This window comes from Cellulomonas sp. P4_D11 (assembly GCF_056401915.1).
On record NZ_JBFUIK010000003.1, the window covers coordinates 41,112 to 55,214 of the forward strand.

Sequence of the window (14,103 nt, forward strand, 5' to 3'; positions counted from 1 at the left end):
CCTACCTACGGAGTCTTGCCCGGGTTCGGGTTCCCGCTCGGACCCTTCGACACGTGGATGTCGATCTGCTGGTCCAGCGGGACCTCGTCACCCGCGGTCGGGTCGGTGCGGAGCACCTCGTCGACGGGCTTGTCCGACTGGTCGTCGATCCTGTTGAAGTTCTTCAGGCCCAGGCCCTGCAGCTCCGCGACGACCTGGTCGTAGGTCTTGCCGACGAGGTCGTTCGGGATGGTCGCCGTGGTCGGGGCGATGGCGATCTGCAGGTTGACGGTCCGGCCCTGCTTGACCAGCGTGCCGGGGGCGACGTCCTGCTGGACCACCGTGTCCGGCGTCTGCGTGGACTCCACCGACGACGTGTTGGCCTGGAGCTTGTTGTCGTTGAGGATCTGCTTGGCCTCGGCCGTGGTCTTGCCCGTGACGTCGGGCATCGCGACGTTGCCGGTGGAGACGAAGAGCGTCACCTCGGCGCCGGCCGCGACCGACTGCCCCGCGGGCGGGTCGGTCTTGGTCACCTGGCCCTGCGGGAAGGCCGGGTTGTCGTCGTCCTGCCGGTTGGCGGCGACCTTGAGCCCGGCCGCCGTGAGCGTGTCGACGGCCTCCTGCTCGGTCTTCCCCGCGACGTCAGGCACGGCGAGGCTCGAGGGCCCGGTCGAGACGTAGACCGTGACCTTCGACTCGGGCTCGACCTGCGTCCCGGCGGCCGGGTCGGTCTTGGTGACCGACTCCGCCGGGATGGTGTCGGACGGCTCCTCGGCCCGGACGAAGAGGAGGTCGGCGTCGGTGATCGCCTTCTCGGCCTCCGCCGCGGTCATGCCGGCCGTCGCCGGGACGGCGATCGTGTCCGGGGCGGCGTTCTTGTTCGCGTTGGCGACGAGCAGCGCGACGATGCCCGCGACGGCGAGCACGGCGATCGCGATGAGCAGCGGCAGCAGCCACGGCCGGCGGCGACCCTCGTCCTCCTCGTCGAAGGGAGGGTTCGTGGCGGCGACTGCCGCGCCGGTCGACGCCCACGGCGGGCTGGCCGGCGGCATGGCCTGCGTGGTGGCGACCGGCGGCGCCATGAGCTGCGTGGCCTCGGTGGCCGGCGTGGCGACCAGCGCGGCCGCGGCGAGGGCCCCGACGGCGGGCGCCCCGACGGCACCGCCGCGGACGGCGGCCTCGAGGTCGGAGCGGAACTCGGCGGCGCTGGAGTAGCGGGCGTCCCGCTCCTTGGCGAGCGCCTTGAGCGTGATGCGGTCGAGGGTGTCCGGCACGTCGGAGGCGAAGGTGCTGGGCACCGGCGCGGCCTCGCGCACGTGCTGGTAGGCCACGGCGACGGGCGAGTCGCCCGTGAACGGCGGCCGGCCGGTGAGCAGCTCGAACAGCAGGCAGCCGGTCGAGTACAGGTCGGAGCGGGCGTCGACGGTCTCGCCGCGCGCCTGCTCGGGCGACAGGTACTGCGCCGTGCCGATGACGGCCTGCGTCTGGGTCATGGTCGCGGCGGAGTCGGCCATGGCGCGGGCGATGCCGAAGTCCATGACCTTGACCGCGCCCGTCGGCGTCAGCATGACGTTCGCCGGCTTGATGTCGCGGTGCACGATGCCCGCGTGGTGGGAGTACTCGAGCGCGGACAGGACGCCGGCGGTGATCTCGACGGCCTCCTCGATGGGCACGGCGTGCCCGTCGCGAAGGATGTCGCGGACCGTGTGACCCTCGACGTACTCCATGACGATGAACGGGACGTGCGCGACGACGCCGTTGGGCTCCGTGAACACGTCCTCGCCGGTGTCGTAGACCGACACGATCGCGGGGTGGTTCAGGGCCGCGGCCGACTGGGCCTCGCGGCGGAACCGGTTCTGGAAGCTCGGGTCCCGAGCGAGGTCAGAGCGCAGGATCTTGATGGCCACCGTGCGACCGAGCCGGGTGTCGTGGCCGATGTGCACCTCGGCCATGCCACCACGGCCGATGAGCTCGCCGACCTCGTACCGTCCGGCGAGGATGCGGGATCCGTCGTCCACCACTAGGCGTCCTTTGCTTCCGTCGATGCCGAGCCCGCGGCGAGCGCTGCGGACCCGTTCTCGGTGATCATCCCATCCAGGGTGTCGCCACGAGGGTAATGGGCGGCCGTGGCCGACAGCCGGGTCTGGCCGCCCGGAGGCCCGTCCGCCTTGGTGAGCTGCGCCGCGAGGGCGGCGCCGAGCAGGCCGACGAGCAGGAGCAGGAGCGCGAGCAGGGGCCACGAGAGCCGGCCGGTGCGGCCCAGCCGGACCCCGGTGGTCGTCGAGGCACGGCGGGTCGCCGCCCGGCCCGTCGGCTGCTCGTCGGCGCGCCGGGTACGTCGCGGCGGGTAGGACGGCGGCGGTACCGCGGGGGCGTTGGCCACGGCCGCGGTGGCGAACGTGTCCGGTGTCCGGGCCTGCGTCGACACCAGCACGGGCACGCCCGACGGCGGGGTGCGCGGCACCAGCTTGTCCAGCAGCTGGGCCAGCTCCTCGCCCGAGGCGGGCCGAGCGCTCGGCTCCTTGGACAGCAGCCGGACGACGAGCGCGGCGAGCTCCTTGTCCACGCTCGCGGGCAGCGGCGGCACGGGGTTGTTGACGTGCGCGACCGCGATGTCGACGGCGGTCGGACCGGTGAAGGGCCGGTGCCCGACGAGCGCCTCGTAGGCGATGATCCCGAGCGAGTAGAGGTCGGACAGCGGCGTGGCGGGCTTGCCGACGGCTTGCTCCGGCGACAGGTACTGCGCCGTGCCCATGACCATGCCGGTGGCGGTCATGGTCACCTGGTTGCGGGCGAGCGAGACGCCGAAGTCGGTGATCTTCACGCGCCCCCCGCGGCCGAGCAGGATGTTGCCGGGCTTGACGTCGCGGTGCACGACACCGGCGAGGTGCGCAGCGTGCAGCGCCCGCGCGGTCTGCGCGAGGATCGGCAGCAGCCGGCGGGTGGGCAGCACGGGCTCGCGCTCGAGCAGGTCGGACAGCGGCTCGCCGACGACGAGCTCCATGACGAGGAAGCCGGAACCCTCCTGCTCGCCGTAGTCGAACAGCTGCGCGATGTTGGGGTGAGACAGCGACGCCGAGTTGCGCGCCTCCGTGCGGAAGCGCTCGAGGAAGCCGCGGTCGCCCGCGAACTCCGAGCGCAGCACCTTGACGGCGACCGGCCGGGCGAGGGCGTCGTCGTACCCCTCCCACACCTCGCCCATGCCGCCGACGGCGATCTGCCGGACCAGCCGGTAGCGCTCGCCGAGCAGGACGCCGGGTGCCGTCTTCATGAGCCGAGCACCGCCTCGATGACGGCCTTGGCGATGGGCGCCGCGACCCGACCGCCCGTGGCCTCGTTGCCGGCGTTGCCGCCGTGCTCGACCAGCACGGCGACCGCCACGCGAGGGGCGTCGGCGGGCGCGAACGCGGTGAACCAGGCGTGCGGCGCCTGGCCGTCGGCGGTCTGCGCGGTGCCCGTCTTGCCGGCCACCAGGACACCCGGGATCTGCGCCGCGGTGCCCGAGCCGCTCTGCACGACGCCGACCATCATGTCCGTCAACGAGGTCGCCGTTCCGGGCGACATGGCCGTCGAGTACAGCGTCGGCGGGGTCTCGGAGACCTTGCGCAGGTCGGCCGAGCGGACCGTCTGCACGACGTACGGCGTCATCAGGCGGCCGCCGTTCGCGATCGCCGACGCGACCATCGCCATCTGCATCGGCGTGGCCTGCACGTCGCGCTGCCCGATCGCGGACTGGGCGGTGATCGGGGCGTTCATGTCGTCGGGGAACACGCTCTCGACGACCTTCATCGGGATGGTGAGCCCGGGGTCGTTGAACCCGAACCGCTCGGCCTGCGCCTGCAGCGCGTCGGCGCCGACGTCCATGCCGAGCTGGGCGAACGCGGTGTTGCAGGAGACGCGCAGCGCGTCGGCCAGCGTGATCGGGTCGCTGCCGCAGCCGCCGCCGCCGAAGTTGCCGATGGTCGCGGTGGTCTGCGGGAGCGCCAGCTGGGTGGGGGCCGGCAGGGTGCTCGCCGGCGTGTACTGCCCGCTCTCGAGCGCCGCCGCGGCCGTGACCAGCTTGAACGTCGACCCCGGGGGGTACCGCTCGAGGGTCGCGTTGCTGCGCAGCGGGTTGCCGGGGGCCGACGCCAGCAGGTTGTAGGCGGCGCCGGCGGCCTTCGTGTCGTGCGAGGCCAGCAGGTTGGGGTCGAAGCCGGGCGTCGAGACGAGCGCGAGGATCCGACCCGTCGACGGCTCGAGCGCGACGACCGCGCCCTGCTGCCCCGCCAGCCCGTCGAGCGCCGCCTGCTGCGCGGCCGGGTTGATCGTCGTCTCCACGGCGGCACCCTCGGGCTGACGGCCCGTCAGCAGGTCGCGGATGCGCGAGAAGAACAGCTGGTCGCCGCGACCGGTGAGCTGGTCGTTGGCGGCGTTCTCCAGCTGGGTGCGGCCGTTGACCACCGAGTAGAAGCCGGTCATCGCGGAGTAGAGCTCGCCGTTGGTGTACGACCGCTGGTAGCCGTAGGAGTCCTCGACCTTGGTCGACTGCGCGATCGCCTCGCCGGCCACGACGATCGGCCCGCGCGCGTTGCCGAACTCCCGGTACAGCGTGCGCACGTTGCGGCTGTCGTTGTTCAGCTTGTCCGCCTGGAAGTACTGGATCCAGGTGGCGCCGGCCATGAGCCCGACGAACATGACGAGGACGACGGTGGCGAGGCGGCGCAGGGGTGTGTTCACCGGAGGCCCCCGATGACTTCGGTCGGCTGGTCGTCGTCCCCGCCGCCACCCACGACCACGGGCGTGCCCGCGATGGGGGTGAGCACCGGCTTCATCGACGGCGCCGGGCGCCGGGCCTCGTCGGAGATGCGCAGCAGCAGCGCCACGATGACCCAGTTGGCCACCAGCGACGAGCCGCCGTAGGCCAGGAACGGGGTGGTCAGGCCGGTCAGCGGGATGAGGCGCGTGACGCCGCCGACGACGACGAACGTCTGCAGGGCGACGATGAACGCGAGGCCGCCCGCGAGCAGCTTGCCGAACCCGTCGCGGACGCCGATCGCCGTGCGCATGCCGCGCTCCGCGAGGATGGCGTAGAAGAGCAGGATGGCCAGCAGGCCGGTCAGCCCCAGCTCCTCGCCGAGGGACGCGACGATGAAGTCGGACTCCGCGAACGGCACGAGGTCCGGCCGGCCCTGACCCCAGCCCGTGCCGAACAGCCCGCCGCTGGCCATGCCGAACAGCCCGCGCACCAGCTGCCCGGACCCGCCCGGGCTCTGGTCGAACACGGCCGGCTCGAACGCGTGCAGCCAGGCGTCGAAGCGGGCTCCGACGTGGGAGAACGCCGTCGCCGCCAGGCCCGCGCCGACGAGGAACAGGAGCAGGCCGATGACCACCCAGCTCAGGCGTTCGGTGGCGAGGTACAGCATCGCGACGAACAGCCCGAAGAACAGCAGCGACGTGCCGAGGTCCCGCTCCAGCACCAGGACCGCGACCGACGCGCCCCAGACGATGAGGATCGGCCCGAGGTCCCGCGGTCGGGGCAGCTGGAGGCCGAGGAACTTGGGGCCGGCGAGCGCGAGGGTGTCGCGGTGCGTGACCAGGTACCCGGCGAAGAAGATGGCGAACGCGATCTTGGCGAACTCCGCCGGCTGGAAGCCCACGCCGCCCACCCGCACCCAGATCCGCGCACCGTTGATGAGCACGCCGAGGCCCGGGACCAGCGGCAGGGCGACCAGCACGAGACCGGCGACCATCGCCGTGTACGTGTAGCGCCGCAGCGTCCGGTGGTCGCGCAGGAGCACGATCACCAGGGCGGCGAGGACCACGGAGATCGCCGTCCACACCAGCTGGCGCTGCGCGAACGTGTCGTCCCGCCCGCGCGCCGTGTAGGCGAAGTCGATCCGGTAGATCATCGCCAGGCCGATGCCGTTCAGCGCGACCGTGATCGGCAGGATCACCGGGTCGGCGAACGGCGCGCGCCAGCGCAGGACGAGGTGCACGCCGATCGCGAGGGCGGCGAGGCCGGCCCCGTAGCCGATGACGTCGGGCGGGACCTCGTCCGAGGTGCCGATGCCGGCCAGGGCGTACGACGAGATCCCGATGGCCAGCGCGAGCAGCAGCAGGCCGAGCTCGACACCCCGGCCGGCCCGCACCCGGTGCGGCTGGACGGTAGCCATCACGCGCGGCTCACGGTGCGGCCGTCCCGGAGGGGGACGGGTCGGGCGTCGCGGTCGGTGACGCCGACCGGGCGGCGGTGTCCTCGTCGAGCATGCCGACCAGGTTGCGGGCGTCGTCGAGGGAGTCGGCGTGGATCGTCTGCTGCACGCGCTCCCGCAGGTAGCCGGACGCGAGGTCCTCCACGTCCGTGCCCGTGCGCTCGACCACCGACGACAGCGGGATGGTGCCGATCGTCTGCGGCAGCCCGCGGAAGATGACGACCTCGCCGTCGTCGACACCGACGTAGTACTGCGTCTGCGTCCACGAGTACGCGATGAGCGCCCCGCCGACGACCACGACCGCGACGACCGCCCACGCGACGATCGCCCGCCACCGCCGCCTGGTCGGCGGCTGCTCGTCGTCCTCGTCGTCGGAGCGGACGACCGCCACGTCGGTCCCCGCCGCACCGTCGTCTTCCGCCGGCTCCTTCGCCGTGCGCGTGAGGCTCGCGGCACGGGCTGCCGGGCCGTCCGCCGCGGACGTCGGGTCGTTGCGCGTCAGGGCCGCGGCGCCGACGACCGTGGCGGACGTCGTCGGGCCCGCGCCGTCCGCGACGTCGTCGAGCTCGATGACGTCGGCCAGGACCACGGTGATGTTGTCGCCGCCGCCCGCCCGCAGCGCGAGCTGGATCAGGCGGTCCGCGCAGGCGTCGACGTCGTCGATGCTCGCCATGGTCTCTTCGATGGTGTCCGCGCTGACGAAGCCGGACAGGCCGTCGGAGCACAGCAGCCACCGGTCCCCGGGCCGCGCTTCGCGCACGGACAGGTCGGGCGTGACCTCCGGGTCGAAGTCGCCGAGCACGCGCATGACGACCGAGCGTTGCGGGTGGTGCTCTGCCTCCTCCGGCGTGATCCGGCCGATGTCCACCAGGTGCTGGACGAACGTGTGGTCGGTGGTGACCTGCGTGAGGATGCCGTCGCGCATGAGGTAACCGCGCGAGTCGCCCAGGTGCACCATCGCGAGCTTGTTGCCGGCGCGCAGGATGGCCAGGACGGTGGTGCCCATGCCCGTGAGCTCGGGGTCGGCGTCGCTGCGGGCGATGATCTCGTCGCGGGCGTCGGCGAGCGCGGTCTCCAGCTGGTCCAGGGCGTCGTCGGGACCGTGCGACTCGCCGTCGAGGGGTGCGAACGACGCGACCGCCACCGACGAGGCGACGTCGCCTCCCGCGTGCCCGCCCATGCCGTCCGCGACCATGAGCAGGTGCGGCCCGGCGTACGCCGAGTCCTGGTTGTTGGAGCGCACGAGTCCGACGTCGGACCGCGCCGCATATCTGAGTGCGACGGTCACCGGTTACCTCTGCAGCTCGAGGATGCTCTGGCCCACTCGGACGGGTGTACCCGTCGGGACGGGGGTCGGAGCCTCGACGCGCTGGTCCGCCACGAATGTCCCGTTCGTCGATCCGAGGTCCTCGACGAACCACTGGCCACCCTGCGGGAAGATCCGCGCGTGCCGCGACGACGAGTAGTCGTCGTCCAGGACGAGCGTGCAGCTGGGCGCCCGGCCGATGAGCACCGCCGACGACGCCAGCGGGACGATCGTGCCGCGCAGCGGACCCTCGGTGACCACGAGCCGGGTCGGGCCGCTGCCGCTGCGGGCGGAGCGGGGGGTCCGGGCCGGGGGCGCCTCGGGTGCCTCGGGGGTCGCCGCCACGGTCGCGGCCGCCGCGGCCACCGGGGCCTTGCGGCGCCGCCGGTCCGTGATGCGCGTCCCGTACAGGTCCCGCCGGAGCACGCCGATGGCGAAGAGCACGAGCACCCACAGCAGCGCCAGGTAACCCAGCCGCAGCAGGGTGATCGTCAGCTCACTCATGTGCCGGCGTCACTCGTCCAGGTCCGGCTCGCCGCCTGTCCAGAACAGGATCCGGGTGCGCCCGATGGTCAGCGTGTTGCCGTCCAGGAGCGTGGCCGCGGGGACCTGGTGGCCTTCGACGAAGAGTCCGTTGGTCGAGCCCATGTCGGTCGCGACGACGCCGTCGGGCGTCACGCGGATCTCGAGGTGCCGGCGCGAGACGCCGGGGTCGTCGACGATGATGTCCGCCTCCGACCCGCGCCCGATCACCGTCACCGGCCCGGTGAGGATGTAGCGCTGGCCGTCGATGTCCACCAGCGGGTGCCGAGCGCTGGGCGCCGAGCTGGCCGACGCGGGCGCCACGGCACCGCGCACCGTCGCGCTGTGCACCCGGAACCGGGCCGCCTCCAGCTCGCTGTCCTCGCTGAACGACACGGTCACCGGCCCGACGAACGCGTACCGCTGGCTCGCCGCGTAGTCGGTGACGTTGTTGGCGAACTCGTCCGCCAACGCCTCCGCACCCCAGGACTCCACCTGGTCGTAGTCGGCAGTGGCGAGCTCGATCGTGAACTCGTTGGGCACCACGGTCCGGTCCCGGCCCACGACGGCCGCCCGGTCGTCCACCTCGCGCCGGAGCGCGCTCGAGAGGTCGAGCGGCTTGAGCTCGCTCTTGAAGGCCTTGGCGATGGCGTTGTTGACGACGCGCTCGACGCCGTTCTCGAACCTGTCGAGGATCCCCACAGCCACCTCCCTGTCCCTCTCGCGCGTCCACCTGCACGTCCTGTGCCGACGATCCGCCCTGATCGTATCTGGGACCCACCGGAACGGGCCCGGATGCCGGGTGATGTGCGCGCGGCGTCGTCGGCCGGTGTCCACAGGGACGTTCGGGAGGCCCTCACGATCGTGCTAATGTTCTGCGGCGCGCGCGAGTGGCGGAACGGCAGACGCGCTGGCTTCAGGTGCCAGTGTCCGAAAGGGCGTGGGGGTTCAAATCCCCCCTCGCGCACAGAAGAAGGTCCCGGTCAGAGCGATCTGACCGGGACCTTCGTCGTTGGTGGGGCCGTCCGCAAGGATGGCGCGATGCCCCAGCTCCCGACCGCCGACGGAGGTCCCTGTGACGGAACAGCATGCGCGAGCGGGGTCCGAGGTGCGCCCGTGGACGTTGGTCCGTGAGGAGAGGTTCACGGGACCGTCCGGCTACCTGCACCTCGCGACGAGGACGTACCGACTGCCCGATGGGCGTGACAGCGACTGGGACATCACCGTCGGAGGCCGCACGGTCGCCGTCCTGGCGCTGACGACCGAGGGCCGTGTCCTCCTGGTGCGGCAGTTCCGACCGGGGCCGGGTCGGATCCTGGACGAGATGCCTGGCGGTGTGGTGGACGACGGGGAGGACGTGGCCGCCGCAGCTCTTCGGGAGCTGCGGGAGGAGACGGGGTATTCCGGTGAGATCGAGGTGCTCGGCAGCACGTACCTGTCGGCCTCGGCGACCACGATCCGCCACGTGGCGGTGGCGCGACACTGCGTCCAGGTCGGGCAGCCGGCCCCTGTCGGCGACGAGTTCTGCGAGCCGCACCTGGTGAGCCTCGCCCAGTTCCGTTCGCAGCTTCGCGAGGGGGCCCTGACCGACACGGACCTCGGGTACCAGGCGCTCGACCTGGTGGGTCTCCTGCGTGCGTCCGGGCCGGGACACGGAACCGATGATGACGCTCGTGACCCCCGCGGCTGAGCGCTCGCGGCGTCGGCCACCGGTTCTCGCTCTCGGTGGTGGTGCGGGGGCGGGGAAGACGACGCTGGCCTCGGCGTTGGTGGAGCGCGTCGAGGGCGCGCGCGTCGTGCACCTGGACTCCTGCTACCAGACGGACCCTTCCGTCGTACCCAGCCTGCCCGGGTTCGACGGCGGCCGTGTCGTCGACCGGAGCGCGCCTGAGGCGATCGACCGTGAGCGGGTCGTGGCGACCCTGGGAGAGCACCTTCGTGCCGCTCCGTCGCTGGTGGTCGTCGAAGGGATGTTCGCCCTCGTCCTGCCTTACCTGGACGAGTGGGTCCGGTGGCGGGTCTACCTCGATCTGCCTCCGGACGTGCGGCTCGCACGCAAGGCGCTGCGGTCGCTGGACGAGGGGCGTGACCTGTCGGCCGTCCTGCGCGGATACCTCGAGCGTGGTCGTGACGCGCACCACCGACTCGTCGGGCCGTCGAGGGACGACGCCGACCTGGTGATCGATGCGACCCTGGACGTCGAGGCGCAGGTCGCGCAGCTCCTGGTCCTCGTGCGCTGACGCGACAGCCCGCCTCCGGCCAAGGGCTCTGCCGGTTCGTGACCTGCGGAAGTGCGGAGGTTCGGCTCCCGCTCCGCCCCACGTGGCCACGCGATCAGCGTCCGCATCGAGCGATCCGCTCGCGCCGTTCCTGTCGGGCGGTCCCACCCTCGAGCGCGACCACCGCCGCGAGGCGGTTCGTGACCCCGAGCTTGCGGAAGGCGTGCTCGAGGTGCTTGCGGACGGTGCTCGGCGCGACGCAGAGCGTCGCGGCGACCTCGGTGTTGGACGCGCCGGCCGCGACCTCCATCAGCACCCGGCGCTCCTGCATCGTCAGCGACGCCGCCAACCGGGTGGTCGTCTGCTGGCGAAGGTGTCGCTGGAAGACGGGGAGAAGCAGGTTCAGCATCGCCACGTCCCGCTCTGCGAAAGGCCGCCGACGCCGCTCCAGGCACACGTGGGCCACCGCGTCGGGACCGCTGCAGAAGCCCACGGTGAGGCCGTCGACGTGGCAGGGCAGAATCGCCTGGCCGGCTTGTGCCTGCGGCGGCGATCGGGACCACTGGATCGTGCCGAGGTAGAGAGGAGCGCCTTCTTCCGGCAGGTCGTCGGCGACGTACTCGTAGTGCCTGGTCCGAACCTCGAGGCCTCCGATGGCCGGTCCGGCGTCGAGCGCCACGCAGGCACCCAGCGCGTCGCACGGAATGAGGGTCGCGAGGTTCTCGAGGAACTCCCGGCTCAGCACCTGACGGCCGTGGACGGGTTCCTCCGCGATGAGCGCGCGCAGGGACTGCTGCTCCCGCTCGTCCAGCACCAGGTCTGGCATGGGGACCCTCCACTCCAGGTCCCCAGCGTAGGGACCGAAGACGGACGTGCCCACCCCATGGGTCTACGGGTGCGCCGAGCCGGACGGAGTGTCAGTGGATCGCGTGCATCACCCGTTTGGCCGTGACGTGACCCAGGAAGTACCCGTCTTCCATGGCATCCCGGAAGTGCAGGCCGCCCCAGATCCGGGCGTGGAAGGCATCGTGCTCGAGGGCGGTGAGCGTGGTGTAGGTGCGCTCCAGGCCACCGGCCCTCAGGACCAGCGTCGTGTGGTCGCCGAGCGTCCTCCGCACCACCTCAGCGAACGGTGAGGTCGCCGCAGCGTGACCGCTGGTGTAGTCGGAGTAGGCGGGGTTGGCGACGAGCGGGACCCAGCCGTCCTGGGGGTTGGTCGCCGGGTTGCCGTCGGTCTCCGCCAACGCGATCGCCTGGAACGGCCGCCAGAAGCCGACGTCGAACTTGAGTCGCCAGGTCTGGATGAAGGAGTTGGCGGCGGCGGCATCGATCCGCGCGAACATCCTGGTCGTCGGGAGCAGTCCCATCGGCTCACGGTCCAGCAGGTCGCACAGAGCCACGCGGTACATCAGGACCGGGTTGGCGGCGAAGAACTGCGCGATCGCGGTCTGCTCCGCCGAGCGCTCGGTCAGCGGCGAGTCGACCGCTCCGACTCTGCGCACCTCGTTGTAGTCCGCGGCGTACGCAGCGCTGGTCAACGGGTCGTGGCCGTCGAGCGCCACGGGTGCGACGTCGACGACCGGATCGACGAAGCCGAGCCACGGGAGGGCCATGGCGCCGCCGGGTGCCGGCTGCCAGATCCCCGGAGCGGGTGTCTTGCTGTACACCACCGACGCGTCGTTGCGTCCGTCGTCCACGCGGGAGGCGATCATCCGGTCGGCAGCGGCCGCGCCGATGCTGACGCCGATGTCCTGCTTCTTGCCGTCGGGGACCATCGCCAGGCTGGCAGCCAGGTCGGCGTCGAGGTTGGCTGCGGACGCTGGGAAGTACTCGGACAGCACGTCGTGGGAGGCCGTCGCGACCGCGGCGGCGGCCGCGTGCGTGCCGTAGCGCTGCCCTTTTCTGGCGGCCTCGTGGACCGCGAGCGAGGTGAACGCCAGGTGGAGCCCGCCGGCCGGCGGGGCGCTGCCACCCTCCGTGTAGATGGTGCGGGCCGCGGTCCGCTGCCAGGCCACGGCGACCGATGAGGCGAGCGGGGCGGAAGGCGGAGACGCCCCGGCCGGGCCGGCGAGGGGTGCGACAAGAAGGGGTGTGAGCAGGACGGCGGCGGTAGCCGCGACTGCTCCGCGACGTGTTGGCATGGGTGTGACCACCTTTCGCGCGACGACTTCACTTCGCAGTCTCGGGGCGTCGCGCCCGCCGGGCTATTCGCGTTTCGGCGAATCTTCTCGGGGATCCGACCGACCTGGTTCGCGCGGTCTCAGAGGTCGTCGGTGGCGACGAACGTCGCGGTGGTGACCATCTGCGCGAGCTCGTCGCGCTCGTGCGGGCTGGCGCCCGCCAGGGCCCAGGCGTCGAAGACGAGGCGTTGTCCGTCGACGTCGACGACCCAGAGCATGTCGACCTGTCCGGCGGCCTGCTGCCACCGGCCGGGCCAGCTGGAGAACTTCCCACCCGGGCAGGCGTCGACGTCGATGCCGTCGGGCACGACCAGCTCGACGTAGAACGCGTCGTACCCGCCGATCGTGACGGGCACCGGGTCGGTGCCCGCGCGCAGGGGCTGTGCGGCCAGGGCCTCGGCGAGGTCGGCTGCGGTCGGTCCGACGGTGAGGGCGTGCCGGTCGGCGTCGCACGGGTGGGAGTAGACGCTGTCGATCTGCCAGATCCGGAGCATCCGGCCGTCGTCCTCGGCGTCGGCGCCGATCGTGACGCCCTGCGCGTCGTTGGTGGCGGCGTAGCCCACGGGTACCGAGACCACCGGGAGCATCTCGGGCCACGCGTTGGTGTCCATCACGGGGAACACGTAGCGGCCCGGCGGCAGCGGGGCATCGCCGTCGCCCGACGGCAGGACCACGACGGTGGTCGGTGCCGACGAGGGCGCGCTGGGCGGCGCCGCGTCGACCGTGCAGCCGGCGAGCCCGGCCGCGAGCAGTGCCGCAGTGCCTGCGGCGAGGACGGAGGTGCGGTGGGTCGACATCATCGTCTCCTTGCACGGACGTGAGCAGCGGCCGACGGATGCGACCGCAGGGCATGACGAAGGCGCAGGTGGCGCCCGAGGGTGTGTCCGACCTCAGAGGTCGTCGGTGGCGACGAACGTGGTGGTGGTGACCATCTGTGCGAGCTCGTCGCGCTCGTGCGGGCTGGCGCCCGGCAGGGCCCAGGCGTCGAAGACGAGGCGCTGCCCGTCCACATCGACGATCCAGAGCATGTCGACCTGCCCCGCGCCCTGCTGCCACCGGCCGGGCCAGCTGAAGAACTTCCCGCCGGGGCAGGCGTCGACGTCCATGTCGTCCGGCACGGACAGCTCGACGTAGAACCCGGGGTACCCACCGATCGTGACCGGGACCGGCTCGGTGCCCTCGCGCAGGGGTTGCGCGGCCAGGGCCTGGGCGAGGTCGGCGGCCGTGGGTCCGACGGCCAGCGCGTGCTGGTCCGTGCTGCACGGGTGGGAGTAGACGCTGTCGATCTGCCAGATGCGCAGCATCCTGCCGTCCTCCTCGGCGTCGGCGCCGATCGTGACGCCCTGGCCGTCGTCGGTCGCGGCGTAGCCCTCGGCAACCGACACCACCGGGAGCAGCTCCGGCCATCCGTTGGTGTCCATCACCGGGAACACGTAGCTGCCCGGTTCCAGCGGCGACACCTCGTCGCCCGACGGCAGAACCACCACGATCGGGCTCGGGTGCGCCGGCGGGGTCGACGTGGGCAGGAGCTGTCCGACGACGACCGCGACGACGGCGAGGGCGGCCACGCTCCCGACGGCGGCGGTGACCACCCGGGCGCGGCGGCGCCTGCGCACCCGGCCGACGATCTGGTCGGTGCGATCGACGAGCGGGTTCGGAGGGACGACGTCGCGCTCGTCGCTCAGCAGCTCCTCGAGGTTCAT

General features: G+C 72.3%; 13 protein-coding genes and 1 tRNA gene. 3 read left to right on the top strand and 11 right to left on the bottom strand.

Features of this window, described 5'->3' with window-relative positions:
• Nucleotides 1–5: 5 nt before the first annotated feature.
• Genes pknB through AC1DT4_RS02810 form a run of 7 tightly spaced genes read right to left on the bottom strand, consistent with a single transcriptional unit; the run spans nucleotide 6 to nucleotide 8,703 of the window.
• Nucleotides 6–2,000 carry a Stk1 family PASTA domain-containing Ser/Thr kinase gene (pknB, locus tag AC1DT4_RS02780; protein WP_477088238.1) on the bottom strand — a complete coding sequence of 665 codons (1,995 nt, stop codon included), beginning with the start codon at nucleotides 1,998–2,000 and terminating at the stop codon, nucleotides 6–8.
• The gene (locus AC1DT4_RS02785; protein WP_477088239.1) at nucleotides 2,000–3,250 is read right to left on the bottom strand and encodes a serine/threonine-protein kinase; all 1,251 of its coding nucleotides are present in this window, start codon (nucleotides 3,248–3,250) and stop codon (nucleotides 2,000–2,002) included. The genes pknB and AC1DT4_RS02785 overlap by 1 nt, the downstream gene beginning before the upstream one ends.
• Nucleotides 3,247–4,698, bottom strand: coding sequence for a peptidoglycan D,D-transpeptidase FtsI family protein (locus AC1DT4_RS02790; protein WP_477088240.1), 1,452 nt, complete (start codon nucleotides 4,696–4,698; stop codon nucleotides 3,247–3,249). The genes AC1DT4_RS02785 and AC1DT4_RS02790 overlap by 4 nt, the downstream gene beginning before the upstream one ends.
• Nucleotides 4,695–6,134, bottom strand: a complete 1,440-nt coding sequence (locus AC1DT4_RS02795; protein WP_477088241.1) for an FtsW/RodA/SpoVE family cell cycle protein — start codon at nucleotides 6,132–6,134, stop codon at nucleotides 4,695–4,697. The genes AC1DT4_RS02790 and AC1DT4_RS02795 overlap by 4 nt, the downstream gene beginning before the upstream one ends.
• Before the next feature lie 10 nt (nucleotides 6,135–6,144).
• The gene (locus AC1DT4_RS02800; RefSeq protein WP_477088242.1) at nucleotides 6,145–7,461 is read right to left on the bottom strand and encodes a Stp1/IreP family PP2C-type Ser/Thr phosphatase; all 1,317 of its coding nucleotides are present in this window, start codon (nucleotides 7,459–7,461) and stop codon (nucleotides 6,145–6,147) included.
• A 3-nt stretch (nucleotides 7,462–7,464) separates the two neighbouring features.
• Complete coding sequence (locus AC1DT4_RS02805) at nucleotides 7,465–7,983, bottom strand: FHA domain-containing protein FhaB/FipA (protein ID WP_477088243.1); 519 nt, start codon at nucleotides 7,981–7,983, stop codon at nucleotides 7,465–7,467.
• A gap of 9 nt (nucleotides 7,984–7,992) precedes the next feature.
• Nucleotides 7,993–8,703 carry an FhaA domain-containing protein gene (locus AC1DT4_RS02810; protein WP_477049531.1) on the bottom strand — a complete coding sequence of 237 codons (711 nt, stop codon included), beginning with the start codon at nucleotides 8,701–8,703 and terminating at the stop codon, nucleotides 7,993–7,995.
• Between the two features lie 182 nt (nucleotides 8,704–8,885).
• Between AC1DT4_RS02810 and AC1DT4_RS02815 the strand changes: the two genes are divergently transcribed.
• The 3 genes from AC1DT4_RS02815 (at nucleotide 8,886) to AC1DT4_RS02825 (ending at nucleotide 10,241) form a co-directional block, all read left to right on the top strand.
• Nucleotides 8,886–8,968: transfer RNA gene (locus AC1DT4_RS02815), tRNA-Leu, on the top strand.
• A gap of 108 nt (nucleotides 8,969–9,076) precedes the next feature.
• Complete coding sequence (locus AC1DT4_RS02820) at nucleotides 9,077–9,691, top strand: NUDIX hydrolase (RefSeq protein WP_477088244.1); 615 nt, start codon at nucleotides 9,077–9,079, stop codon at nucleotides 9,689–9,691.
• Nucleotides 9,675–10,241, top strand: coding sequence for a uridine kinase family protein (locus AC1DT4_RS02825; protein ID WP_477088245.1), 567 nt, complete (start codon nucleotides 9,675–9,677; stop codon nucleotides 10,239–10,241). Before AC1DT4_RS02820 ends, AC1DT4_RS02825 begins: the two co-directional genes overlap by 17 nt.
• Nucleotides 10,242–10,335: 94 nt before the next feature.
• Here AC1DT4_RS02825 and AC1DT4_RS02830 read toward each other — a convergent pair whose 3' ends face one another.
• The 4 genes from AC1DT4_RS02830 to AC1DT4_RS02845 form a co-directional block, all read right to left on the bottom strand.
• Nucleotides 10,336–11,046 (bottom strand): response regulator transcription factor, encoded by a 711-nt coding sequence (locus AC1DT4_RS02830; protein ID WP_477088246.1) that lies wholly within the window; start codon nucleotides 11,044–11,046, stop codon nucleotides 10,336–10,338.
• Nucleotides 11,047–11,137: 91 nt separating this feature from the next.
• A complete protein-coding gene (locus AC1DT4_RS02835) occupies nucleotides 11,138–12,235 on the bottom strand; it encodes a vanadium-dependent haloperoxidase (RefSeq protein WP_477088247.1) in 1,098 nt (365 codons plus the stop codon).
• A gap of 245 nt (nucleotides 12,236–12,480) precedes the next feature.
• Nucleotides 12,481–13,197 carry a hypothetical protein gene (locus AC1DT4_RS02840; RefSeq protein WP_477088248.1) on the bottom strand — a complete coding sequence of 239 codons (717 nt, stop codon included), beginning with the start codon at nucleotides 13,195–13,197 and terminating at the stop codon, nucleotides 12,481–12,483.
• 93 nt (nucleotides 13,198–13,290) lie between these two features.
• Nucleotides 13,291–14,103: a hypothetical protein gene (locus tag AC1DT4_RS02845; RefSeq protein ID WP_477088249.1), complete on the bottom strand. Its 813-nt coding sequence runs from the start codon at nucleotides 14,101–14,103 to the stop codon at nucleotides 13,291–13,293.